Origin of the sequence: Mesorhizobium sp. M0571 (assembly GCF_040320985.1) — a bacterium.
Lineage (GTDB): Bacteria > Pseudomonadota > Alphaproteobacteria > Rhizobiales > Rhizobiaceae > Mesorhizobium.
In genome coordinates, this window is the sequence record NZ_JAMYQT010000002.1 from 198,586 (window position 1) to 221,705 (window position 23,120).

Genomic DNA, 23,120 nt, shown 5'->3' on the forward strand with positions numbered 1-23,120 from the left:
CGCCGCGCTCTGCAGCGATCTAGCAACTCCCAGCCCGTCTTCTGCGCAGAAGGATTTCTCTATGACTGCATCCCCAAAGCCGCGCCATGTCGTCGTTGTCGGCGCAGGCATCTTCGGCATCTCTTCCGCGTTGCACCTCGCTCGCCTTGGCTTTGATGTAACCATTGTCAACGACGGCGCGCCGGCCAACGGTGCATCCGGCCGTTCACTTTCCTGGCTAAACTCAGCGCGACGCGCGGACACCGCCTATCACCGCTTGAGGCTTGCGGGTATCGACCGTTATCGGACCCTGGCCGCCACAAGGCCGGAAACCGCGTCGTGGCTTCGCTTTGACGGAGGCCTCACCTGGGACGCGGATGATGAGGCGAACCAGATCGCGTCGATCTGGCAGCTGGAGCAGGATATCGGTTATGACGCGCTTCTGCTCGGCCCCGCCGAAGTCGGCGCAGTGACGCCCGGCGTCAATGCCAATGCAATCACCCCGCAGGGCGCCATCTTCAATCCTGGCGAAGGATGGGTTGACCTGCCCTCCCTGATCGATCTGCTGCTCAATGAATTCCGCTCCCGCGGCGGCAAGCTCCTTCAGGACGCCGGGCGCGTGCGGATCGATGCCACAGGTGGTCGCGCGCGTGGCGTCGTCACTGCCGGGGGGCAGCTGATTGACGCCGATGCGGTGCTACTTGCCGTTGGGCCCGCCACGCCTGCCATGCTCGCCGAAATTGGCGTTCATCTGCCCGACGCCACGCCGATCTCATTGCTCGTAAAGACCAGACCGATCAAGATCGCTCTCCGCGCGGTGCTGAACACGCCGCGCGTGGCCGTGCGTCCAACGCCCGACGGCGCACTGGTCTTGGACTCGGCATGGTCGGAAGAGGAAGTCGTCGTCAATCCCGACGGCTCCTACACCGTTCGTGATGAAACCGTCCTAAGGCTACTCGACGAAGCCAGTGCCGTGCTCGACAGCAATCCCCGGCTCCAACTCAACGGCTATGCCGTCGGCCCGAAGCCGATCCCCGGCGATGGCGAGCCTGTGCTTGGCGCCGTCGAGGCTGTCACCGGCGTATACGTCGCCTTCAGCCACAGCGGCGCCACGCTCGGACTCATCGCTGGTGAGTTGCTTGCGAGGGAGATCGCCTCCAGCAACCCGCATCCCATGCTTAATAGCTTCCGCGTGAACCGTTTCGGCTGAAAAGCCGCTCCAGGAATTGCGGTGACAGTGCACTTTTTGCGGCGTTGGCGCGCTACGCAGCAGGCCTTCGCCGGGGCCGACCTCGCCGGCGCCAGCCGCCCGCCTCGCTGGTCATGAAGTCGAAATCCTCGCAGCCGAGGCTCGGCATGAACTCGGTCGAAACGCTCTCTCGGCCGACGACGGAGGCGGCGGCCCCGATTTCCGGCGGCGCGGCATTCGGAGCCTTTCCGCTGCGGATCTCAAACGCACGCGTTTTTTGCCTTCCGGGACCGGCAGCGCCTTTCCCCCGAAATCCACCGCCCTATTTCGCCTCGAAGGTGGGCGGCTGCTTGCTGGACGAGTCCATGTGGCTAGGACGGCATGTGCACTCGAGGTACCCCCAATGAACTTCCACGATCGGCACCTACTGAGGTTGCGGATGAACGGAGAGGACCACACCCTTTCCGATCTCGATCCCCGCGTCACGCTGCTCGACCTGTTGCGCGAGCGGCTTCATCTGACCGGAACGAAAAAGGGATGCAATTTCGGCGAGTGCGGCGCCTGCACCGTGCATCTCGACGGACGGCGTGTGAATGCCTGCATGATATTTGCCGTGTCCGCCGACGGACGCGAGGTCACGACGATCGAAGGCCTGGCAAACGGCGATGCGCTTCATCCCGTGCAGCAGGCGTTCATCGATCATGATGGTTTCCAGTGCGGATTCTGCACGCCCGGACAGGTGATGTCGGCGGCGGCGCTGATCGAGGAAGGGCATACCGGCTCCGACGCGGAGATCCGCGAGTGGATGAGCGGCAATTTGTGCCGCTGCTCGGCCTATCCGCAGATCGTCGAGGCGGTGCGCGCAGCGGCTGGGAGGGCAGCCCAATGACCCCATTCGTCTATGCGCGCGCCGATAGCCTGGGCGAAACGATCGCGGCCGGTGCAGCGCCGGACAGCGCCTTTCTCGCCGGCGGCACCGAATTGCTCAACTGGCTGCGCCTTGGAATTGCCGAGCCGACGCGGATCATCGACATCTCCCGCCTGGATGGGCTGGATCAGATCGAGGCACTGCCCGGCAGCGGCTTGAAGATCGGCGCGCTGACGCATCTCAACGATGTCGCGCAGCATGCGCTGGTGATGCGCGACTATCCCGTATTGAGCCAGGCGATCCTCAACGCGGCGTCGCCGCAGCTGAGAAACCTCGCAACGATAGGCGGCAATCTGCTGCAGAAGACACGCTGCGCTTATTTCCGCGCCGAAGAGCAGCTGCCATGCAACAAACGTGAGCTCGGCTCCGGCTGCTCGGCACTGCATGGCATCAACGACAATCACGCAATATTCGGCTGGACCGAGGATTGCGTCGCCACCCAGCCATCCGACCCGGCGGTGGCGCTGGCAGCACTTGATGCGGTCATCGTCACCGCGCACCGCAGCGGCGGCCGGCGCATTCCGGCAGCCGAATTCCACCTGCTTCCCGACTCGCGGCCCGAGGCAGACAATGTGTTGCAGCAAGGCGAACTGGTCACGGCAATCGAGCTGCCGGCACCGGCGCCGCGATCGGCCTATCTAAAGGTACGCGAGCGCGAATCCTACGAATATGCCATCGTCTCCGCCGCCGCGGTGCTGGAGATGGACGGCCGAACCATCCGTCGGGCTGGCCTGGCGCTGGGTTCCGTCGCGTTGCGGCCGTGGCGCCTGAGCGCCGCCGAGGAGCGGCTCGCCGGTGCCGAAATCGGCGATCGCGAGGCCCTGAGCGCCGCCATCGAGCAATCCTTCGCCGAAGCGCGTCCCTTATCGCAGAACGCCTACAAGGTCGAACTGGCCAAGACCGCCGCTTTGCGGGCGATCGAAAAAGCAGCGAGGATGCCGTCATGACGATCAGCCAGCCAGTTGCCCGCCCCGACGGCGGCGTCAAGGTTACCGGCCGCGCCCGCTATGCGGCCGACTATTTTGCCCCCGATCTGCTCTATGCAGTGCTGGTGACCGCGCCCGTTCCCGTCGGCCGCGTGACGTCGATCATTGTCGACGACGCGCTCGCCGAGGAAGGTGTCGTGCGTGTGCTCACGCATGAGGACATGCCCAAATTCGGCCAGTTCGCATCGCCAAGGGCCGAACCCGATACGGACATGCAACAGGCCGAAGGACCGCCGGCGGCGCAGAGCTTCATGCCCATGCAGAGCGACGAGATACGTCACGAGGGCCAGCCGCTTGCCATTGTGCTGGGCGAGACGTTGGAGGCGGCGGAGGCCGGAGCCCGCCGCGTCGCGTTGCGCTACCAGTTCGCCGAGCCGGAGTTGCCGACACGGCCGGAGTGGACCGCCATCGACAAGGCTGCTGTCGAGCCAAGGGAGAGCGGCTTTCTGTTCCTGGAGCCGACGTTTTCGAAAGGTGATGTCGACGGCGGGATTGCGAAAGCGGCCGCCACGGTTGAAGCCGTCTACCTGCAACCGTCGCGCCATCACAACGCCATGGAGCCCTCGGCAACGCTCGCCGAGTGGAACGACGGAGAGCTGACGCTGCACGACGCCACGCAGCACGTCTATGGTGTCCGCCAGGTGCTTGCCGCCCGCATGAATATGCCGGCCGAGAAGGTCCGCGTGATTTCCCGCCATACCGGCGGCGGCTTCGGCGGCAAGGGGTGGATCTGGCCGCATCAGGTGCTGGCCGCCGCCGCGGCGCGTATTATGCAGCGGCCCGTCAGGCTGGCGCTCAGCCGTGCCGATGCCTATTCCTGCCTCGGTTACCAGCCGCGCATGGCACAGAAGATCGTGCTGGCAGCGGACAGGTCGGGCAAGCTGACCGCCGTGCAACAGGACGTGGTCAACCTGACCACCGTGAGCGACGATTTCGTCGAGTTCGCCACCGAAGCCTCGAAGGGTCTCTACGCCACGCCGGCCATGCGTGTCAGCCAGCGCGTGGAGCGCGCAAACGTCGCCATGCCGACGCCGATGCGCGCGCCGGTCGAGGGTCCGGGCACCTGGGCGCTCGAAAGCGCGATGGACGAGCTCGCTCACCGCCTCGGCATCGATCCGCTCGACCTGCGTCTGGTCAACCATGCGGATACGGATCCGGCAACGGGCCAGCCCTGGTCGTCAAAGAAGCTGCGCGAAGCTTATGAGGAAGGCGCCCGCCTGTTCGGCTGGCGCGAGCGGCCGCGCAATCCGCAACGCGATGGCGATTGGCTGATCGGCTATGGCATGGCGACCTGCAGCATGGGCTGTTTTCGCAACCCGACACCTGCGGCCGAAGTCAGGTTGCGCAGGGACGGCACGGTGCTCATCCGCACCGGCACCCAGGACATAGGAACCGGAACACTCACCATCTTTCCGCAGATCGCGGCGGACGTGCTGGGCCTGCCGATGGAGAAGGTGGACTTGGAAATGGGCGATACACAGCTGCCGGAGGCGGGGCCGACCTATGGCTCATCATCGACGATGGGGGTAGGCGCGGCAGTGCTCGCCGCCGCCGAAGATGCACGTTCGCAGCTTGCCCGTCTTGCCAATCTGCTGCCGGACGAAGTGGAGATGCAAAACGGCCATATTCGCCGCAGGGGCGCTGCCGGCGGTCAGACGATCGCCGACGTGATGAGTCACACCGACATCGGCGAGATCATCGGCTCCGGCTCGTTCGATCCGGCGCAGTATGGCAAAGGCCTTGCGATGCGCACTTTCGGCGCGATCTTCATGGAGGTCGGCGTCGATCCGGGGCTCGGCCTGCTCAGGCTTCGTCGCGCGATCGGCAGCTACAGCGCCGGCCGTATCGTCAATCCCCGCACCGCACGCAGCCAGATGACGGGCGGCATCATCTGGGGATGGGGCATGGCGGCGATGGAGCAGAGCAGGCACGAACCAGTGCTTGGACGGTTCCTGTCGAAGAACCTTTCCGGGGTCGCCATTCCGGTCAACGCCGACATTCCCGGCGATATCATAATCCACTTCGTCGACGAGGTGGACGAGCATGCAAGCCCGATTGGCGGCAAGGGCATCGGCGAGCTCGGCGCCACCGGCGTTGCCGCAGCGGTGGCCAATGCCGTCTTCGACGCTACAGGCAAGCGAATCCGGGAGTTGCCGATCACGCCGGAAAAACTGCTGTGAAGGACTAGGCCCGCTATTGCCCTGCGATAGCGGGTCTTGAGCTGGTGGATATGTCCTCTGCGTTGAATGGGCTCGCCGAGGCTTAGGAATATTGGCGGCCTTCCAGACAAATGGTCTTCACCCCATCTCAGGCGCCTTCCCGGAAAGCGTCTGCTCGACCAGATTGACGTAGTAGCGCATCACCGTCGGCACGATCTCGTCGTTGAAGACGTAGCGGTCGCCGTGCAGGCCTTCCCCCGGGCGACCTCGCCGGCGCCGATCCACGCGTAGCAGCCGCCGGCGTCGCGGATCATGAAAGCGAAATCCTCGCAGCCAAGGCTCGGGCTGAACGCGGTCAAGACATTCTCCCGGCCGACGACGGATGCCGCCGCCTCGATGGTGCGGGCCGTCGCGTCCGCCGTGTTGATCAGCGACGGGTAGCCCTTCCGGTAATCGAGCCTTGCCCTGAGCGAATGCGCGGCGGCGATGCCTTGTGCGATCTCGCCGATCAGCGTCTCGCAGTGGTCGGAAAGTCCGGGCTCGAAGAAGCGGCAGGTGCCTTGCAGCCAGACCTTGCCCGGCACGATGTTGCCGACATTGCCGCCATGGATCTGCGTGAGACTGACGACCAGCGCGGATTGTGGGTCGACCGAACGGCTGACAATGCGCTGGACGGCTTGCACGAAGGCGCCCGCGGCCAGGATCGGATCATCGCCGAGCTGCGGCATGGCGACGTGGGCGCCAAAACCCTCGAAAGTCAGCTCGAAATTGTCGACGGCCGCCATCTGCGGTCCGACGCGGGCGGCGATCGTCCCCAGCCTGACGCCCGGCCAGTTGTGGACCGCATAGACCGCCTCGACCGGGAAGCGTTTGAACAGGCCGTCTTCGATCATGCGCATACTGCCGCCCTCGTTTTCCTCGGCCGGCTGAAAGACGAAAGTGACGGTGCCGTCGAAGTTGCGCGACTCACTGAGCAACTTGGCGGCGCCGAGCAGCATGGCGGTGTGGCCATCATGGCCGCAGGCGTGCATCACGCCCTCTCTCCTCGAAGCATAGGGCACGCCGGTTTTCTCCAGCACCGGAAGTGCGTCCAGCTCGGCGCGAAGGCCGATGGCGCGCGCGCCGCTACCGCTGCGCAAGACACCGACGACCCCGGTGCTGCCGATCCCCTCATGGACTTCGTCGACGCCGAACGAGCGCAGTTTCTCTGCAACGAAACGTGCCGTTTCGTACTCCTTGAATCCGAGCTCGGGATTGGCATGAATATGGTGCCGCCAGCCTACGACCTCTGGTGTCAGCGCGGCGATGGGGTCATTATGCATGATGCCTCCTTCCATGCCGGCAAAGGACGGCGTGGTTTGATCCTGCCACCATAAAAAGCCGGACGAGAGGCGTCTTGAACCGGATTGACCATGGCTAAGACGAAAGACGTGCAAGCGGCAGAGACCGGGAAATACTGGCGCCATCCGTGCTTTCCCGACCTTGGCCTGTTCGAGGCGCGCTTCACCCGGCACCGTTACGACTTGCACACGCACCCGACCTATGTGATCGCCCTGATCACCTCCGGCTGCGAGCGTATTCGCATCGGACGCCAAAGCGTTCTCGCCCCGGCAGGCGCCATTGCCGTCGTCAACCCCGAGGAGTGGCATGACGGCGAACGCGGTGCGGATGAAGGCTGGGGTTACCGGACCTTTTATCCTTCGGTGCCGCTGATGACGGCGATCGCCCGCGAGTTGGGCCGGGATGGCGCTCCGGTTTTTTCACGCGCGATCATCGAAGACTGCGCTCTCGCCGCAGCGTTGATGGCAGCACATCAGGGCTCGACATCCCGTGACGCAGTGACGTCCGAAACATCCCTGCTCGGTGCACTGAAGCGGCTCATTGTTGGTCATGGCGACCCGAGCGGCCAGGCCGAAGAGATTGAACACTCCGGATCGCGACGCAGGTTCTCGCTCTACCGGGAACTCGTGGAGGGCGAGCTTGGCTCGCAACTCGACCTTCAGCGGCTTGCCGGCGCGGCTGGCGTGACCCGGTTCCAGGTCATCCGGGACTTCAACAAGGCGATCGGCCTCACGCCGGCGGCCTATATCCGTGACCGGAGATTGCGCCGGGCGAGCGCGCTGATCGAACAGGGATTTGGCCTCGCCGACGCCGCCATGGCGGCAGGTTTCGCCGACCAGAGCCATCTTTCCCGTACGTTCCGGGCCGCGCGGGGCATGACGCCGGGCATGTTCAGAAGAGCAGGCTAGGCGCTCCTGAACAGACAAGCTTGCGCGCCAATGCTTGCTGCGCAATGCTGACGCAGCTCGGTGGGGGGAATCATGCGAAAAATCTTGGCATCGACGCTGTTGCTCGCGGCAGTGCTGTCGGCAACGGCTGCCCAGGCGCTGGACAGCAGCGGCACGCCGGTCGTCGTATCGCCGCTTGCCTCCCGCACCGAGACTGCGTCCGGCCAGCCGATCACGCTGCCGCAGAAGGACGTGCAGGTCCTGGTCTCGGCCTATGAGATCGCGCCGGGCGCGACCTTGCCGGTCCACAAGCATCCATTTCCCCGCTATGCCTATGTCGAGGCCGGCACGCTTCAGGTCACCAATGTCGAGACCGGCAAGAGCACTACCTATCAGACCGGCGACTTCATCGTGGAGATGATCGGGCAGTGGCATCAAGCGACCAATGTCGGCGCCGATCCGGTCAAGCTGCTGGTCATCGATCAGGTCGAAGAAGGCACCAAAAACACGGTGTTGCGCCAGTAATTGTCAGTTCTCAACACAGCGTCCGTGGGGGATCCAGTACAGCGCGTCACAGACATCAGAACGCGAACCCCTCCGGCAAATTATGATTCCAATAGCCTTCCTCGACGAGTTCACTGATCTGCCAGCCCTCGGGCGTGCGCACGACGCGGTCGCGATACCAGAGCCCTTGGAACAAGACCTGCTTTTTGCCTGCGCCGAGGTCGACCACCATCGGGCATGAACAATGCACGCGCGCGCTGGCCTCATCCCCTCGGAGATCAAGAAGGATTGTCGAAATGGCGTGCTGCGAGATCAATATCTTCGAGAGGGCGCCCTTCATGTAAGCAACATGCTCATCCACACCGCTCCTGATTCCACCTGTTACAATGTCGTCAAGCACGGCATCGGGCGTGAATATTTTCCGATAGGCTTCCCAGTCGCGATCGTCCACGGCGTAGCAATAGCGAACAAACAGCTGTTCGATCTCAAGCCGATCCGAAACCTCCTGCAGTGAAAGGGTCATGTCTTGTCTCCGCGGTTGGCGGCACTAATGCCGCATGCGCCAAACCTGCCCCGACATTCCGATCATATTCGCCTTGATGGTACTCCGAGCGACCTCGCCATGCGGCTGGGCATGCAAATCCGAATGCTCACTTAGCCTTCGCATTCGCCCGGTCGGCAGCGGCGGCCAGCACGGCTCGATCCCCCTCCTCGTACAAGGCGCGGATGGAGATGGCATTGACGCGCCAACCTTCCGGCGTCCGCACCAGCCGGTGGAGATAGCTGGCGCCCACCGTCCAGAACCGGGCGCCGATCCAGTGGGTTGCGCGGACATGGCTGCGTGCAACCGCATTGTTATCCCCGCCGTCGACAGTGATGTTGGTGATGAGATGCTGGGTGGCGTCGAAGCCCGGCAGCAGCCCTTGCCATTGGGCGATCAGCGCGTCGCGGTCGCTGATCGCCACCTCGCCGCCGAAAAGGCTCGTATAGTCGGTCGTAACGAGGGCCGCAAAATAGGATTTGACCCGGCCCCATTCACGCAGGTCGGCATAGAGGCCGATCCCGGAAATTGCCTCGGCGATCGCGATCCTGTCTTCGGCCGTCAACGCATCTCCCGAGGCGCTCAAGGCGGGCGCCGAAACAGCGGAAATCATCGTCGCGGACGCTGCTGAGGCGAAGATATGCCGCCGGGTGACGAGGCTCATTGTCCCGCCTCCCCTGCACCGCCCAGCGTCGCGCGGAAGTGCGCGGCGACGGCATCGCTCGCCGCCTTCACCGGCGCGGCACGATCGTAGAAATCGAACTGAGTGACCTTGTCGAGCCACAGCTCCTGCTTGGAACTGGTCAGCCGCGCGTAGAATTTGTGCGCACCCTGCGGGATGGCAGCCGCCTCGCTATGCACCATCAGAAAGGGCTGATGCAGGCGCGGAGCCGCCTGGATCGCGTCGAACGTCAGCCAGCCGCGCCAGAAGGCCGGATCGGCCTCGTTGCGCCAGGCCGGGATCATGCCGCGATCGGGCTGGGTGTAATAAGGCACCTTGAACATGATCGCGCGCTCGTCGGTCAGACTCGCGGCGGGCAAGAACGCCTGTCTACCGGTGCGGCGATACTCGGCCGTGGCGGCGTCGCCCGCGGCCTCAAGCCTGGCGACGCCGTCCCTGCCGCCATAGGTCTGCTCGACCACTTCGGCATCCTGCAACCAGGGCGCAACGAGGGCGACCGACTTGATCGCGGCGTTTTCGGCCGCGGCGGTGACCATATAGCCGGAGCTGGCGCAAATGCCGAGCCCGCCGATGCGGTCCTTGTCGGTCTCGGGCCGGGTCGCGAGATATGCGACGGCCGCTTGGATGTCGGCGATCTTGGCGTTGGGGTCCTCGTACTGGCGGCGCACGCCGCCGCTTTCACCCCAGCCGCGAAAATCGAAGGTCAAGGCGACGAACCCACGATCGGCCATCTCGCGGGCGTAGCGGGCCGGCATTTGTTCCTTCACCGTCATCCAGGCGCCGGTCACGACCAACGCGGGCCGAGGTTTCGCCGCGTCCAGATCCTCTGGCAGATAGAGCTCGCCGACGATCTGCTCACCGTGCGAGGCGAAAGTGACGCGCTCGACGCGCGGTGCGGCGACGGCATTGGGTGCGGCGAGCGCTACGGTTATTGCTGAGGCAAGTGTCAGGGTTTTGAGCATTGGAGTCACCCTTGGTTTCGAGCGAAGCGGGGCGCAATCGAATCGGCAAAGCCACCTTCTCAGCGCTCACCGGCCAGTCGGCCGGGCAACGGCTTCAGCGGGTAATGCGCCCAGTAGAAGGCGTCCGACAGATACATGTCGGTCAAAAAATTTTGTGCCTCTGCGATCTTGCCGTCCTTGATGCGAAACATCAGCGCGTAGAGCTGGTCGATCTCGGGACCTGAGCCGACATTCGACCAGCCGCGATGAATGTCGACGACGAGGTCGCCTTGCGCCTGGAAGAAGATCGGCTCGGCCTTGAACTTGCCGTCGGCCAGGCCACGGAAGAAGGCGACCACCTCGTCCGGCCCGCGCTTGTCGCCGGCGAGCGGATGATGGCCGGGAATGCGCCACACGATGTCGGGCGCGAGGAAGGGCCGCACGGCCTCCGGGTTCCCGGTCGCGTAGGCTGCGTAGTAGTCCTTGACGAGTTGGATATTGCTGTCTTCCTGTGGGCCGCCATTCGCTGAGGCGGCAGACACCGCCAAGAGAGCGCCTGCGGCGAGCGAAGCGAGCCTGGTCATGGTCCTGTCTCCTTGACTATTCGAGCCATCGCAACAGCGAGGCGCATTCGTCGAGCCCAACATGAGGCTTTTTGTTCGGCGGAAAAACCCGTAGAGTTCGACAGGGCTATTTGGAAAGTCCTTACAATGCGCCTCGACCAGTTCAGCGGCATCGTCGCCTTCGTCAGGGTTGCAGAGGCCAAAAGCTTCACCCGCGCCGCCGCCGAGCTCGGCGTCGCTCCGGCCTCGTTGAGCGAGGCCGTCAAGGGGCTCGAGGAGCGTCTGGGAGTGCGGCTTCTCAACCGCACGACCCGCAGCGTTGGCTTGACCGAAGCAGGTGCCCAATACCTCGACCGTGTGCGCCCGGCAGCCGAAGACATCTGGGCGGCTGGTGCGGCTCTGCGCGAGAGCCGCGATCGTCCCGCCGGAACACTGCGGCTCAGCCTGCCGTGGATCGCCGCTCCGCTGCTGATCGAGCCGCTGATGCGCCCGTTCATGGATGCTTATCCCGAAGTGCGGCTCAATCTGATCTTCGACGACAGCTTCGTCGACATTGCCGCCGAGGGCTTCGACGCCGGCCTGCGCATCGGCGAGCTTCTCGAAAAAGATATGATCGGCGCGCGTCTGGGCCGGCCCCTGCAGATGGTCGTGGTGGCGAGCCCTGATTATCTGGCGCGCAACGGCACGCCGAAGCGGCCGGCCGACCTCGCTGCTCATCGCTGCATCGCATTCGCCCTCACCCGCACCCGCGCGATTTCGCCCTGGGAGTTCACGGTAGATGGACGCGAAGTCGCATTCACGCCGGACGCATGTCTGGTCGTGAACACGCTTCCGCTGTGCATTACCGCCGCCGCGCAAGGGCTTGGCCTCGCCTTCGCGGTCGAAGGCCTCGCCGCGCCGCTTCTCGCCTCAGGCGCGCTGGTCAAGGTGCTGGAGTCTTTCTGTCCAGCTTACGAGCCGCTTCATCTCTATTATCCCAGCCGCCGCCTCATACCACCGAAGCTGCGGGCCTTCATCGACTTCGTGCGCGCGAATTCTCACAAGTTGCGGATATGATGTGGCGTTGCAAGAAACGCCACGGCACATTTTCACGAGCCGAGCCCCGTTCAGCCCCAGGCGCCGACCATCTGCCTGGTAGTTGCGTTGAGCCGGTTGAATGCGTTGATCAGGGCAATCTGGACGACCAGGGCGGCAAGCGCCTTTTCGTCGTAGTGCCGGGCGGCTTCATCCCAGACCGCATCCGGCACCGGGTCCGGCCGGTCGGCCAACCGGGTTGCCGCCTCGGTCAGCGCCAGCGCAGCGCGTTCGGCTTGGTGAAATAAGGTGTTTCCCGCCAGGCGGACACGGTGAAGACGCGCTCATCCTTTTCACCGGCCTTCTTCAATTCGCGCGCATGCATATCGATACAGACACTGCATCCGTTGATCTGACTGGCGCGCAAATGGACGAGCTTGCGCGTCACATAGGACAGGTCAGCCGTTTCCGTCGACTTGTCCAAAGCGAGCAGCGCCTGCAGGGCGCCGGGAATGAGCATCACCGGGTTTTTCAATCGTGCTTGCATAATGGTCTCCTTCACACGTGTCTTCGCAAGCCCAGGTGCCGAGCATCCGGGGTCTTGATACTTCTTGGTTCTGTCAGTTCGCCGGCCGCCGCATTGCGGCATGGGGAGCGCTGGGATTTCAGCCCTGCGCGGCGGTCACCCGTTCAAGCCGCTCGAGAATGCGCGGCCAGCCGCTTCCCATTCCGATGTAGCCGCGCTCGTCCGCGGGGCGGAAGCCGGAGTGCTCCATGCGCACGCGGGTCACGGGACCTTGCGGCGTCAATGACCATGTCACCACCGTCTTCAGCCCGCTGTCCGACTCCGTGCCGTCGCCCCAGCTGTAGGCGAGCAGGCGCGGCGGCTCGACCTTCAGCACCGTGCAGTTGGTGACGCCGGACCAGCCCGGCACGGGCGTCGCGCGGAAGCTGAAGCGGTGGCCTTCCACAGGCGCGAAGTCGTTCTCCATCAACCATTCGGCGACCAGATGAGGCGCGGTCAGCGCACGCCATATCTTTTCAGCCGCATGCGGCATGAGACGCTCGACGACAATTGATTTGGTTTTGAGCATGGTTGATCCAGTCATGACATCGGACCCGTTGGTTGCCTTAAGCCAGTTTGTTCAACAGCGTTGACCGCGCTGTCCATGACAAATCAATAACTCACGAGCTATGAATTATGTATAACCTTACAGTTATGGGTGGTCAAGCGGCAAAAATTGGAAAAGTGGGCGGCGCCTGTCGCGCGTTGAGCCAACACTTCCGGCTTTCACCGCGACAGGCCCGATGCTACCGCTGGCCATCTGAAATCATCAACGGATCCCTCATGACCGAGACCGAACGCCCTCGCCTGCCGCTGATCGAGATCTGCGTCGAAGGCATAGACGGCCTGCTGGCCGCGCAAGCCGCAGGGGCCGACCGCGTCGAGCTCTGTGCCAGCCTGATCGAAGGCGGCATCACGCCGAGCTTCGGCACCGTGCGCACGGCGCTTGAGCTGGCGACGATCCCGTTCCATGTCATCGTGCGGCCGCGCGGCGGCGATTTTCTCTATAGCGAAGCCGAATATCGTTCGATGCTCGCCGATGTCCGTGCGCTCGGCGAGCTCGGCGTGGCCGGTGTCGTTATCGGCTGCCTCGCTGCCGACGGCACGATCGATGAGCAGCGCATGAGCGAACTGGTGCAGGCGGCGGGACGATTGAACGTCACCTGCCACCGCGCCTTCGACATGACACGCGACCCGACAGAGGCGCTGGAGGCGCTGATCCGCTGCAAGGTCGGCCGCGTGCTGACCAGCGGCCAGCGCGACACGGCGCTCGAGGGCGCAGCCCTGCTCGCCGATCTTGTCAGACAGGCCGGCGATCGCATCATCATCCTCGGCTGCGGCGGGCTTGCCCCCGAGAATATCGCCGAGGTGCAGAGGAGAACCGGGGTGAGCGAAATGCACTTTGCCGCGCTCAAGGACGTGCCGAGCGCCATGCGCTACCGCAACCCGAAAGTCGGCATGGGTGGCACCGACCTCGACCGCGAATACCGCAACACCGTGACTGACGAGGCGCTGGTGGCGGCGACCATCGCCGCTGCCCGGACATGATCCTGGAAGATCGAAGAAAAACATGATCGAAATGCGTTTGCCGATCGAGCGGGTTTTGCCGCAGGATGAGCCCGCAATCCTCGCGCTCAACAACGAGCACGCTGCCGAATTGTCGTGGCTCGAACGCGAGCGCCTTTCCTTCCTGCTCGGCGAAGCGTTTTACGCGCGCCGTATCGGTGCGCTCGAAGCCTTCATCATGACCTTCGACCAGTACGCGAGCTACGACAGCCCGAACTTCCTGTGGTTTCGCGAGCGCTATCCGCGGTTCGTCTATGTCGATCGCGTCGTGGTCGGCGCCAAAGCGCGCGGCCGCGGCCATGCCCGCCGGCTGTACGAGGATCTGTTCGACCACGCCATGCGCGCCGGCCAGGCGATCGTCACCTGCGAAGTCAATGCCGAGCCACCCAATCCGGCGTCGGACGCCTTCCACGCAGCACTCGGCTTTGTGGAAGTGGGCGACGCGGTAATCCACGGCGGCAAGAAGGCGGTGCGCTATTATCTAAGGCGGATCGCCGGCTGAACGGCGGGCGCTGTTCATCCTACCAATTGCGGTTCAGCCAGGAGCGGGCCGGCTTTTCGACGATGTAATAGCTGCACAGCGCGCAAGCGAACACCGCAGCCAGCATCAGCAGCGGCGAACTGCCTTGTGTGTCGACGAATTGGTAAAAAGGTTGCTGCCAAAGATAGAGCGAATACGACCACAGCCCCAGCATCCTCATCGGCCGGGAAGACAGAAACCCGGTCAGGTAGCGGCTGCTGAAGTCGAGCGAGTTGACGGCGAGCGCCAATAGCGGCACCGCGACCAGATAGTGGATCGGGGTGGATACGGCAGCCATGAAAAGGAGCAAAGCCACGACAGCCGCCGCCAGGGCGACATGCGGGCCCTTAAGCAGCCCCGGCAGCCTGTCGTCGGCCTTGAGCAGGCATATCACCGCCGACAGCAGGATCGAGGCGATGTGCACATCGGTGCGCCAATAGGTGTCCTCGTAGCCCATCCCGAACACCCAGTAGGAGATGGCGCCGTTCGCCATGGCCAGCAGCGACAATGCGCCGAGCAGCATGATGACGCGGGACCGCCCCCGGATGACGACGCTGATCAGCGCCAGAATGATATAGGCATGCTCTTCGACGCAGAGCGACCAGATATGGTCGAGCGCACCGGCGCGGGTGACGAGAATTCCGGCGTAGTTGTAGCTGAACGTCAGCGCCGTCAGCGCCGCCTTCCACTTGAAGGCGATGAATGTGCCGGACAAGGCGATCATCCCGGCGACGACGAAGATGAGCAGTGCCGGGTAGATGCGGGAGAACCGGCGTTTGAAGAATTTCTTCAGCGGATAGTGTTCGACAAACAGGATCTCAGCCATCAGCCGGCCGCTGAGCACGAAGAAGAATTCAACGCCCAGGACGCCGAGATTGATGCCGGGAACGGGAAAGAAATGGCCGATCAGCACCAGTGCGATCGACAGGCCGCGCCAGCCGTCGAGATAGGCAAGCCTCGCTCTTGACGCTGCGTCGGCGACAGGCCTGAACACGATAAGGCGCGTCGCGGAGATATCCGTCATGCCGGTCCCTTCGTTGAACCTGCGAAAGGCGGGCTGGAGGCCGCATTCCTCCAGCGATATTGCAGCGCACCAGAACTTTGTGCAAGTGCGAGATAACGACACGCCTTGCAGCATTGCACGAACAAGATGCGGGATGACAAAAAGGGGCCGTCAAGGCCCCTTCCGCAAAACCGACGGTCTGTAGTCTCAGGCGTTGGCGGCAGCCACCGCCCTTTTGGCCATGACCACGATCAGGTTGGCGCGGTAGTCGGCCGACGCATGCATGTCGCTCATCAGACTGTCCGCCGCGACTTTAACGCCGGCCAGCGCGGAGGCCTCGAAGCTTCCGGCAAGTGCCGCCTCGATCTCCTTCGAGCGGAAGACGCCACTATCGCCGGCGCCGGTGACGGCGACGCGGACGCCGTCATCGCCGTTAGCCACGAAGACGCCAACGATCGCATAGCGCGATGCCGGATTGCGGAACTTTTCATAGGCGGCCTTGGCCGGCGCGGTGAAGGTCACAGCGGTGATGATCTCGCCTTCCTCCAGCGCCGTCTCGAATAGGCCGGTGAAAAACGCCTCGGCGGCAATCTCGCGCTGGTTGGTGACGATGGTCGCGCCCAGCGCCAGCAGAGCCGCCGGATAGTCGGCAGCCGGGTCGTTGTTGGCGATCGAGCCACCGATCGTGCCCTTGTAGCGAACGGCGGGATCGCCGATCAGCGAAGCCATGTGGGCCAAGGCAGGACAGGCTTGCTTCAGCCCCTTATCGCGGGCGACGTCGTAATGCGTCGTGCCGGCGCCGATGGTGATGGTCCTGCCCGCCACCTTGATTCCCTGCAGCTCCTTGATGTGCGACAGGTCGACGAGGTCAGAAGGTGCGGCAAGCCGCGTCTTCATCGCGGGGATCAGCGTCATGCCGCCCGACAATGGCTTTGCATCGCCGCTCTTGAGCAGTTGGACCGCATCGGCGACCGAGGTGGCGCGGTGGTAGGTGACTGGATACATGGGATTCTCCCCTAAAAGGTGAATGGTGAATAGTGAATGGGAAGACGAACTCGCGCCATTCACCATTCACCATTCACTCCTGTTTCACTGTTTCGCCGCCGCCCGGATCGCCGCCCAGACCGTTGCCGGCGATGCCGGCATGGCGAGATCGGTGATGCCGATGGCGTCGGTGATGGCGTTGATCACTGCCGGCGGCGAGCCGATGGCGCCGGCCTCGCCGCAGCCCTTGATGCCGAGCGGATTGCCCGGACATGGCGTGTTCGAGGTCGAGACCTTGAATGACGGTAGGTCGGCGGCGCGCGGCATGGTGTAGTCCATGTAGCTCGCCGTCAGAAGCTGGCCGCTCGCGTCGTAGTAGGCGCCTTCCAGCAGGGCCTGGCCGATGCCCTGGGCAATACCGCCATGCACCTGGCCCTCGACGATCATCGGGTTGATGATGTTGCCGAAATCGTCGGCGGCGACGAACTGGACGATCTCGGTGGTGCCGGTTTCCGGATCGATCTCGACCTCGCAGATATAACAGCCGGCCGGGAAGGTGAAGTTCGACGGGTCGTAGAATGCCGTCTCCTTCAGCCCAGGCTCCATGCCGCCCGGCAGATTGTGGGCGGTATAGGCGGCAAGCGCCATCTGGAACCAGGGCACGCTTTTGTCGGTGCCGGTGACCTTCAACGCACCGTCTTCGATGACGATGTCGCCCTCGTCGGCCTCGAGCAGGTGTGCGGCGATCTTCTTGGCCTTGGCCTCGACCTTGTCGAGCGCCTTGGCGACGGCCGACATGCCGACGGCACCGGAGCGCGAGCCATAGGTGCCCATGCCCATCTGCACCTTGTCGGTATCGCCATGCACGATCGAGACACTGTCGATCGGCACGCCAAAGCGTTGGTTGACCAGCTGCGCGAAGGTTGTCTCATGACCCTGGCCATGGCTGTGCGAGCCGGTCAGCACCTCGATGGTGCCGACGGCGTTGACGCGCACCTCGGCCGATTCCCACAGGCCGACACCGGCGCCAAGCGAACCGACCGCCGCTGATGGGGCAAGCCCGCAGGCCTCGATGTAACAGCTCATGCCGATGCCGCGCAGCTTGCCCTTGCCGGCGGCCGCCGCCTTGCGCCGGGCAAAGCCGGCATAGTCGGCGGCCTTCATCGCCGCATCCAGCGACGCGGCATAATCGCCGGCGTCATAGTTCATGATGACGGGCGTCTGATGCGGAAACGAGGTGATGAAATTGGTTCGGCGAAGTTCCGCCGGCGACACTCCCAGCTCGCGGGCGGCCGTCTCCATCGTGCGTTCGAGCACGTAGGTGGCTTCCGGGCGCCCTGCCCCGCGATAGGCATCGACCGGCGCGGTGTTGGTGTAGACCGCGCGCACATTGGCATGGATCGCCGGAATATCGTACTGGCCCGACAACAGCGTCGCGTAGAGAATGGTCGGCACACAGGACGAGAACAGCGACATGTAGGCGCCGAGATTGGCGATCGTATCGACCCTCAGCCCAGTGATCCTGTTGTTCTGGTCGAAGGCCATCTCCACCGTCGAGACATGGTCGCGGCCATGCGCGTCGGTGAGAAAGCTTTCGGTGCGGTCGGCCACCCATTTGACCGGCACGCCGGTTTTCTTTGATGCCCACAGGCAGACGATCTCTTCCGGGTAGATGTAGATTTTCGAGCCGAAGCCGCCGCCGACGTCAGGCGCAATGACGCGCAGCTTGTTTTCCGGCGCGATGTTGTAGAAGGCGCTCATCACCAGCCGGGCAAGATGCGGGTTCTGCGACGTCGTCCAGCAGGTGTAATGGTCCTCGGCCTTGTCGTAATGACCAAGAGCCGCGCGCGGCTCCATCGCGTTGGGGACCAGCCGGTTGTTGACGATCTTCATGCGGGTGACGTGAGCGGCAGAATTGATCGCTGCGTCGGTGGCCTTGCCGTCGCCGAGCTCCCAGTCGAAGATCAGATTGCTCTCGGCTTCCGGGTGGATCTGCGGCGCCCCTTTTTCGAGCGCCTGCGAAGCCTCGACGACCGCCGGAAGCTCCTTGTAGGTGATATCGACCGCTTCGGCCGCATCGCGAGCCTGGCCCTTGGTTTCGGCGACCACGACGACGACCGCGTCGCCGACATAGCGGACCCGGTCGACGGCCAGCGGCGACCACGCGCCCATCTTCATCGGCGTGCCGTCCGTGGAATGGATCATCCAGCCGCAGATGAGATTGCCGATGCCGTCGGCCTTGAGCTCCTTGCCGGTCAGGACGCCGATGACGCCCGGCATCGCCTTCGCCTTGCTGACGTCGATGCTGTCGAGCGCTGCATGCGCGTGCGGGCTGCGCACGAAGAAAGCGTGCTTCATGCCGGGAACCACCATGTCGTCGACGTAACGGCCGGCGCCGGTGATGAACCTCTTGTCTTCCTTGCGCGCTACGCGAGCGCCAATACCTTCAATGCCCATCGCAGAAATTCCTCCCGAATTCCGAAGTGATGTGAATAGTGAATGGTGAATGGTGAATGGTGAGATCGGATCTTCGTCTTGGCCTGCAACTGCCGAGTACTGACTAACTATTCACCACGTCACTATTCACCATTCTCTCTCTCACGCCGCTTGCCTGACCTCGCCGCCCGCAGCTGCCAGGATCGCCTTGACGATGTTGTGGTAGCCGGTGCAGCGGCAGATGTTGCCTTCGAGCTCGGCGCGCACCGTCGCCTCGTCGAGGCCTTCGGGATGGCGCTTGATCATGTCGACCGCCGCCATGATCATGCCCGGCGTGCAAAAGCCGCATTGCAGCCCGTGATGCTCCTTGAACGCCGCCTGCACCGGATGCAGCTCGACGCCTTCCGCCAGGCCTTCGATGGTCACGATGGTCGACCCGGAGGCTTGCACCGCCAGCAGCGTGCAGGATTTTACCGCCTTGCCGTCGACATGGACCACACAGGCGCCGCATTGCGAGGTATCGCAGCCGACATGGGTGCCGGTCAGGCCGAGTGTCTCCCGCAAGAAATGAACCAGCAACGTACGGTCTTCGGCGACGCCGCTGACCCGCTTTCCGTTGACCGTCAACGAAATGTCCGACATGAAACCTCCCTGGGTATTACCTTGGTCGTTCTGGCGTCGGTGGTGCCCGAGCCCTCCGTCTGTCCGCTATTCTTATACCGCATAAAGCACGGAGAAAAAGTGCCGCGGAACGCCGAGATTGCGAGAATGCAGTTCGGTCGAAAATCCGCCTATTGTACTTTCGGTCACGCACAGGCAGGGTAACGGTGCAACGAAGCGAAAACTCGATCGCGGTGCGATGTCGCCTTCCGGCCATGAGCGGCTGGGGCGGCAGGCCGATTTCAGCCGATGCCGTGTTTTCTGAGAACTTCCTGCTCGTCGCCTGACACCCACCCAAATACTTTAGCCTCTTCGTCCAGCTTCTGCACCAGGTAGTGGACATCGAAATCTATCGAGACGTCCGGTCGGCCTTTGCGGGTATAGGTTGACGTCCAGGCGACGTGGGTAACACAATGATGCTCGTCTATCGGCGAGATGCGAACATCCCGTATTCGCATCTCCTTCGTGCCGATCGCTCGATAATGAGTATAGCCTTGTTCCATAAACTGCCTGAACTGGTCGTCGTTCTTCCCGACCATGACGCCGGCAGGCGACGCTGCGATGAAGGCGGAGGCATAAACCGATGCGACTTCATCCATGTCGGCATCGCCGGCGAGAGATTTCTGGAAAAGCTGCTCGTACCTTTCGAACAACTTCCTGACCTGTGTTTCCATGGATCACGCTCTCTTCCAGTATGGTTTTGGATCTGAAGTTTCTGAACGTTGATGCCGTCAAAAATAGCAGAAACCTCAGATCCGTCATGTTGGCTCATTGCCAAAGCGCCGCTTCAAGACAACAATGACTTCGACGCCGGCGCGCCAGACGCGCACAAAAAGAGCGTCGGAGGAAATGTAGGAGGAAGCCGCTGGCCAGTTCCCGGACGCGCTATGCATGCGGCCTGTCGGTGCTCACCACCGACGAATCCGACGCGGATGCGTTCGCCCGGGCGGTGGCAGCGGAAGCCGTGGCCATCGATGCCGGGTTCGCCCTCCTGTTTTTCTCGCAGAGCCTCATCGAGGCCGTCGCCCTGTCGGAAGCGCTGAAGACCCACGCACCGGCGCTCGACTATGCCGGCTGCTCGACGGCCGGCGAGATTACGCCCAAAGGCCTGGAGGGAGGCCAGATCCTGGCTATGTTGCTTCCCTCCGCATCGTTTTCGGCAGCCAGCACCATGGTCGAAAATCTGTCCTCATCAGGCATGGACGGGATCACCGGCGAAGTCGAGGCGCTGAGGCGTTCGTTACGCGGGCGCATCGGGCACGAGCGAGCCGATACCACTTTTGCGCTCTGCTTCATCGACGGGCTGTCCTATGCCGAAGAAGCGGTGACCTCCGCCATCCATTGGGGGCTCGACGATATTCCACTGATCGGCGGGTCCGCCGGCGATGATTTGAAATTCGAGACGACGCGGCTGATCTCGAATGGCAAAGTTACCTCCGACAGCGCCATCATCGTGCTGATCACCACGGAAATTCCTTTCCACGTGTTCAAGACCGACAATTTCGTCCCCACCGACGAGAAGCTGGTGGTGACGGCGTCCGATCCCGATCGCCGCATCGTGCGGGAATTCAACGCCATGAACGCCGCCGAGGAATATGCGGCGGCGGTCGGCATGGTCGCGCAGATGCTGACGCCACTGAGTTTTGCCTCGCATCCGGTGGTGGTGAAAGTGGGCGGCGAATTTTACTGCCGCTCGATCCAGAAGATGCACGCGGACGGCTCGCTGTCGTTCTTCTGCGCCATCGACGATGGCGTCGTGCTTGCCGTCGCCCAGCCCAAGGACATGGTGGAGGCGACCCGCGCCGCGCTCAGCGACGTCGGCGAAAGGCTGGGCGGCATCGACATGATCATCGGTTTCGACTGCGTGCTGCGCAGGCTCGACGCGCGCAACCGCCAGGTCTTTCGGGAGATTTCGGAACTCTACAAGGTCAACAACGTCATCGGCTTCAGCACCTATGGCGAACAGTACCGGTCGATGCATCTGAACCAGACCTTCACCGGCATCGCCTTCGGTGAACGCAAGGCGGCCGAAGCGGCGGAGTAGGAAATCCGGGATGCCGCTCAGGGACATCGACGACCTGGAAAGGCTAAAGAAGATCAACGCGGCGCTGATCAGCCGCGTCGAGCGTTCCATGGACCAGCAAGGCAATGCCTTTTCGCTGTTCCAGACCGCCATTTCGCTCGAGAACCGGGTGCGCAATCGCACCGAGGAACTGCATTCGACCTTGCGCCGGCTGGAGCAGTCGAACATCGACCTGAACGCGGCCAAAGAAAACGCCGAGCTGGCGAACCTGTCCAAGACCAGGTTCCTGGCGGCCGCCAGCCACGACGTGCTGCAGCCGCTGAACGCCGCGCATCTGTCGGTGTCGGCGCTTGCCGAGGTTCAGACCAGCGAGGAAGGCAAAAACCTGGTCCGCCAGGTCGAGCGGTCGCTGGAGACGATGGAGGACCTGCTCCGCACCTTGCTCGACATTTCCAAGCTCGATGCCGGCGTCGTGCAGCCAGACATCGCCGATGTCAGCCTGGAGACGCTGTTTTCGTCGCTGCGTTCGGATTTCCAGCCGGTCGCCGAGATGAAAGGGCTGACGCTGAAGTTCCGGCCGGTCAACGCGCTGGTTCGTTCGGACCGCACCTTGCTGCGCCGCATCCTGCAGAACATCCTTTCCAATGCGCTGCGCTATACCCGCTCGGGCGGCGTGCTGGTCGGCACCAGGCATCGCGGCGACACGATCCGCATCGACGTCGCCGATACCGGCTGCGGCATCCCCGACGACCAGCGCGAAGCCGTGTTCGAGGAATTCCACCGCGGCACCATCTCGGCCGATGCAGCGCTTGCCGGCGGCGGGCTGGGGCTGGGGCTGGCGATCGTGCGCCGCATCGCCGCGGCACTCGGCCATCCCGTCACGTTTTCGTCGAAGGTCGGACATGGCACGATTTTCCATATCGACGTTCCGGTCGGGATCGGCGCCACCGTCGATGCCATCGCCAGCACCGCCGACATGGAGCGGCCGCGCGGCTACGGTCTGTTCGGCACAAAGGTGCTGCTGGTCGAGAACGACATCGAGGTGCTGCAGGCGATGACCTCCCTGCTCGAGCGCTGGCAATGCCTGGTGCGCCCCGCCACCTCGACCGGTGACGCGCTCGACATGCTTGGCGATACCGACTGGGTGCCGGACATCGTCATCGCCGACCAGCATCTCGACGGCGGCGACCTCGGCACCGCCACCATCGCCGAGGTCCGCGATTATCTCGGCCGCGCCGTGCCGGCGCTGATAGTCACCGCCGACGGTTCGGAGACGGTCGCCAAAGCCGCCCGCGCCGCCGGCATCGAGCTGATGCGCAAGCCGCTGAAACCGGCCCAACTGCGCGCCCTGCTGGCGCATTTGCTGGCTTGATGTCTCTCCCCGAGGGGCGTGGCATAAGACCGCGAGCGGCAAGAAGAAATGGTGCACTGTCACCGTAATTCCAGCAGCGAGTGATGCCTTTAAGCTCGCGGTTTGCAGTAGGGATGGAGAGCCAGATGGAAAATGTACGGCCATTTAGGATCTTAATTGGATCTGACGAATCTTACGAAAACTTGATCGCTGAGATAGCGTTCGAAAACAGGCAATTCGGGCTGATCCTTAGCCAGGAGCGATCGATAGAAGAAATCGATGTCTGTTTTCTCATGGA

General features: G+C 63.4%; 22 protein-coding genes and 1 pseudogene. 11 read left to right on the forward strand and 12 right to left on the reverse strand.

The genetic code is table 11. From position 1 onward, the window contains the following. Positions 1-61: 61 nt before the first annotated feature. From NKI85_RS03450 to NKI85_RS03465, 4 genes are all read left to right on the forward strand, one after another. Positions 62-1,189, forward strand: a complete 1,128-nt coding sequence (locus tag NKI85_RS03450; protein ID WP_352776005.1) for an NAD(P)/FAD-dependent oxidoreductase — start codon at positions 62-64, stop codon at positions 1,187-1,189. A gap of 418 nt (positions 1,190-1,607) precedes the next feature. Then, positions 1,608-2,057, forward strand: a complete 450-nt coding sequence (locus NKI85_RS03455; RefSeq protein WP_502895997.1) for a (2Fe-2S)-binding protein — start codon at positions 1,608-1,610, stop codon at positions 2,055-2,057. Continuing rightward, a complete protein-coding gene (locus tag NKI85_RS03460) occupies positions 2,054-3,043 on the forward strand; it encodes an FAD binding domain-containing protein (protein ID WP_352776010.1) in 990 nt (329 codons plus the stop codon). The genes NKI85_RS03455 and NKI85_RS03460 overlap by 4 nt, the downstream gene beginning before the upstream one ends. After that, positions 3,040-5,262, forward strand: a complete 2,223-nt coding sequence (locus NKI85_RS03465; RefSeq protein ID WP_352776012.1) for a xanthine dehydrogenase family protein molybdopterin-binding subunit — start codon at positions 3,040-3,042, stop codon at positions 5,260-5,262. Before NKI85_RS03460 ends, NKI85_RS03465 begins: the two co-directional genes overlap by 4 nt. Positions 5,263-5,441: 179 nt before the next feature. Here the strand turns inward: NKI85_RS03465 and NKI85_RS03470 are convergent, their stop codons facing one another. Beyond that, positions 5,442-6,563 carry an amidohydrolase gene (locus tag NKI85_RS03470; RefSeq protein ID WP_352776015.1) on the reverse strand — a complete coding sequence of 374 codons (1,122 nt, stop codon included), beginning with the start codon at positions 6,561-6,563 and terminating at the stop codon, positions 5,442-5,444. Between the two features lie 90 nt (positions 6,564-6,653). On the opposite strand from NKI85_RS03470, the gene NKI85_RS03475 reads away from it, so the two are divergent. Next, a complete protein-coding gene (locus NKI85_RS03475; protein WP_352776017.1) occupies positions 6,654-7,490 on the forward strand; it encodes an AraC family transcriptional regulator in 837 nt (278 codons plus the stop codon). A gap of 72 nt (positions 7,491-7,562) precedes the next feature. Beyond that, positions 7,563-7,994: a cupin domain-containing protein gene (locus tag NKI85_RS03480; protein ID WP_352776020.1), complete on the forward strand. Its 432-nt coding sequence runs from the start codon at positions 7,563-7,565 to the stop codon at positions 7,992-7,994. Positions 7,995-8,049: 55 nt separating this feature from the next. On the opposite strand, the gene NKI85_RS03485 is transcribed toward NKI85_RS03480, so the two are convergent. The 4 genes from NKI85_RS03485 to NKI85_RS03500 form a co-directional block, all read right to left on the reverse strand. Continuing rightward, entirely contained in the window at positions 8,050-8,496 is a 447-nt protein-coding gene (locus NKI85_RS03485) for a nuclear transport factor 2 family protein (protein WP_352776022.1), read from the reverse strand. A gap of 127 nt (positions 8,497-8,623) precedes the next feature. Then, positions 8,624-9,178, reverse strand: coding sequence for a nuclear transport factor 2 family protein (locus tag NKI85_RS03490; RefSeq protein WP_352776025.1), 555 nt, complete (start codon positions 9,176-9,178; stop codon positions 8,624-8,626). After that, a complete protein-coding gene (locus NKI85_RS03495; protein ID WP_352776028.1) occupies positions 9,175-10,158 on the reverse strand; it encodes an alpha/beta hydrolase in 984 nt (327 codons plus the stop codon). The genes NKI85_RS03490 and NKI85_RS03495 overlap by 4 nt, the downstream gene beginning before the upstream one ends. Positions 10,159-10,217: 59 nt before the next feature. Beyond that, positions 10,218-10,721: a nuclear transport factor 2 family protein gene (locus NKI85_RS03500; RefSeq protein ID WP_352776030.1), complete on the reverse strand. Its 504-nt coding sequence runs from the start codon at positions 10,719-10,721 to the stop codon at positions 10,218-10,220. A gap of 126 nt (positions 10,722-10,847) precedes the next feature. Between NKI85_RS03500 and NKI85_RS03505 the strand changes: the two genes are divergently transcribed. After that, entirely contained in the window at positions 10,848-11,756 is a 909-nt protein-coding gene (locus NKI85_RS03505; protein WP_352776032.1) for a LysR family transcriptional regulator, read from the forward strand. A gap of 50 nt (positions 11,757-11,806) precedes the next feature. Here the strand turns inward: NKI85_RS03505 and NKI85_RS03510 are convergent. Further along, positions 11,807-12,261: pseudogene (locus tag NKI85_RS03510) on the reverse strand (carboxymuconolactone decarboxylase family protein). Positions 12,262-12,379: 118 nt separating this feature from the next. Continuing rightward, the gene (locus NKI85_RS03515) at positions 12,380-12,808 is read right to left on the reverse strand and encodes an SRPBCC family protein (RefSeq protein WP_352776034.1); all 429 of its coding nucleotides are present in this window, start codon (positions 12,806-12,808) and stop codon (positions 12,380-12,382) included. A gap of 254 nt (positions 12,809-13,062) precedes the next feature. Between NKI85_RS03515 and NKI85_RS03520 the strand changes: the two genes are divergently transcribed. Next, positions 13,063-13,827 (forward strand): copper homeostasis protein CutC, encoded by a 765-nt coding sequence (locus NKI85_RS03520; RefSeq protein WP_352776036.1) that lies wholly within the window; start codon positions 13,063-13,065, stop codon positions 13,825-13,827. A gap of 31 nt (positions 13,828-13,858) precedes the next feature. After that, on the forward strand, positions 13,859-14,347 hold the full coding sequence (locus NKI85_RS03525) for a GNAT family N-acetyltransferase (protein ID WP_352776234.1): 489 nt from the start codon (positions 13,859-13,861) through the stop codon (positions 14,345-14,347). A 19-nt stretch (positions 14,348-14,366) separates the two neighbouring features. Here the strand turns inward: NKI85_RS03525 and NKI85_RS03530 are convergent, their stop codons facing one another. The 5 genes from NKI85_RS03530 to NKI85_RS03550 all read right to left on the reverse strand — a co-directional run bounded on the left by NKI85_RS03530 (position 14,367) and on the right by NKI85_RS03550 (position 20,122). Continuing rightward, positions 14,367-15,389 (reverse strand): acyltransferase family protein, encoded by a 1,023-nt coding sequence (locus NKI85_RS03530; protein WP_352776038.1) that lies wholly within the window; start codon positions 15,387-15,389, stop codon positions 14,367-14,369. A 186-nt stretch (positions 15,390-15,575) separates the two neighbouring features. Further along, positions 15,576-16,373 (reverse strand): FAD binding domain-containing protein, encoded by a 798-nt coding sequence (locus NKI85_RS03535; RefSeq protein ID WP_352776040.1) that lies wholly within the window; start codon positions 16,371-16,373, stop codon positions 15,576-15,578. A gap of 84 nt (positions 16,374-16,457) precedes the next feature. After that, entirely contained in the window at positions 16,458-18,809 is a 2,352-nt protein-coding gene (locus NKI85_RS03540; protein ID WP_352776042.1) for a xanthine dehydrogenase family protein molybdopterin-binding subunit, read from the reverse strand. A gap of 141 nt (positions 18,810-18,950) precedes the next feature. Next, positions 18,951-19,430 carry a (2Fe-2S)-binding protein gene (locus tag NKI85_RS03545; protein ID WP_352526161.1) on the reverse strand — a complete coding sequence of 160 codons (480 nt, stop codon included), beginning with the start codon at positions 19,428-19,430 and terminating at the stop codon, positions 18,951-18,953. 260 nt (positions 19,431-19,690) lie between these two features. After that, positions 19,691-20,122, reverse strand: a complete 432-nt coding sequence (locus NKI85_RS03550) for a DUF6841 family protein (RefSeq protein ID WP_352776044.1) — start codon at positions 20,120-20,122, stop codon at positions 19,691-19,693. A 224-nt stretch (positions 20,123-20,346) separates the two neighbouring features. Between NKI85_RS03550 and NKI85_RS03555 the strand changes: the two genes are divergently transcribed. Then, a complete protein-coding gene (locus tag NKI85_RS03555; RefSeq protein WP_502895998.1) occupies positions 20,347-21,492 on the forward strand; it encodes an FIST N-terminal domain-containing protein in 1,146 nt (381 codons plus the stop codon). Positions 21,493-21,502: 10 nt separating this feature from the next. After that, positions 21,503-22,843, forward strand: coding sequence for an ATP-binding response regulator (locus NKI85_RS03560; protein WP_352776046.1), 1,341 nt, complete (start codon positions 21,503-21,505; stop codon positions 22,841-22,843). Positions 22,844-23,120: the final 277 nt, after the last annotated feature.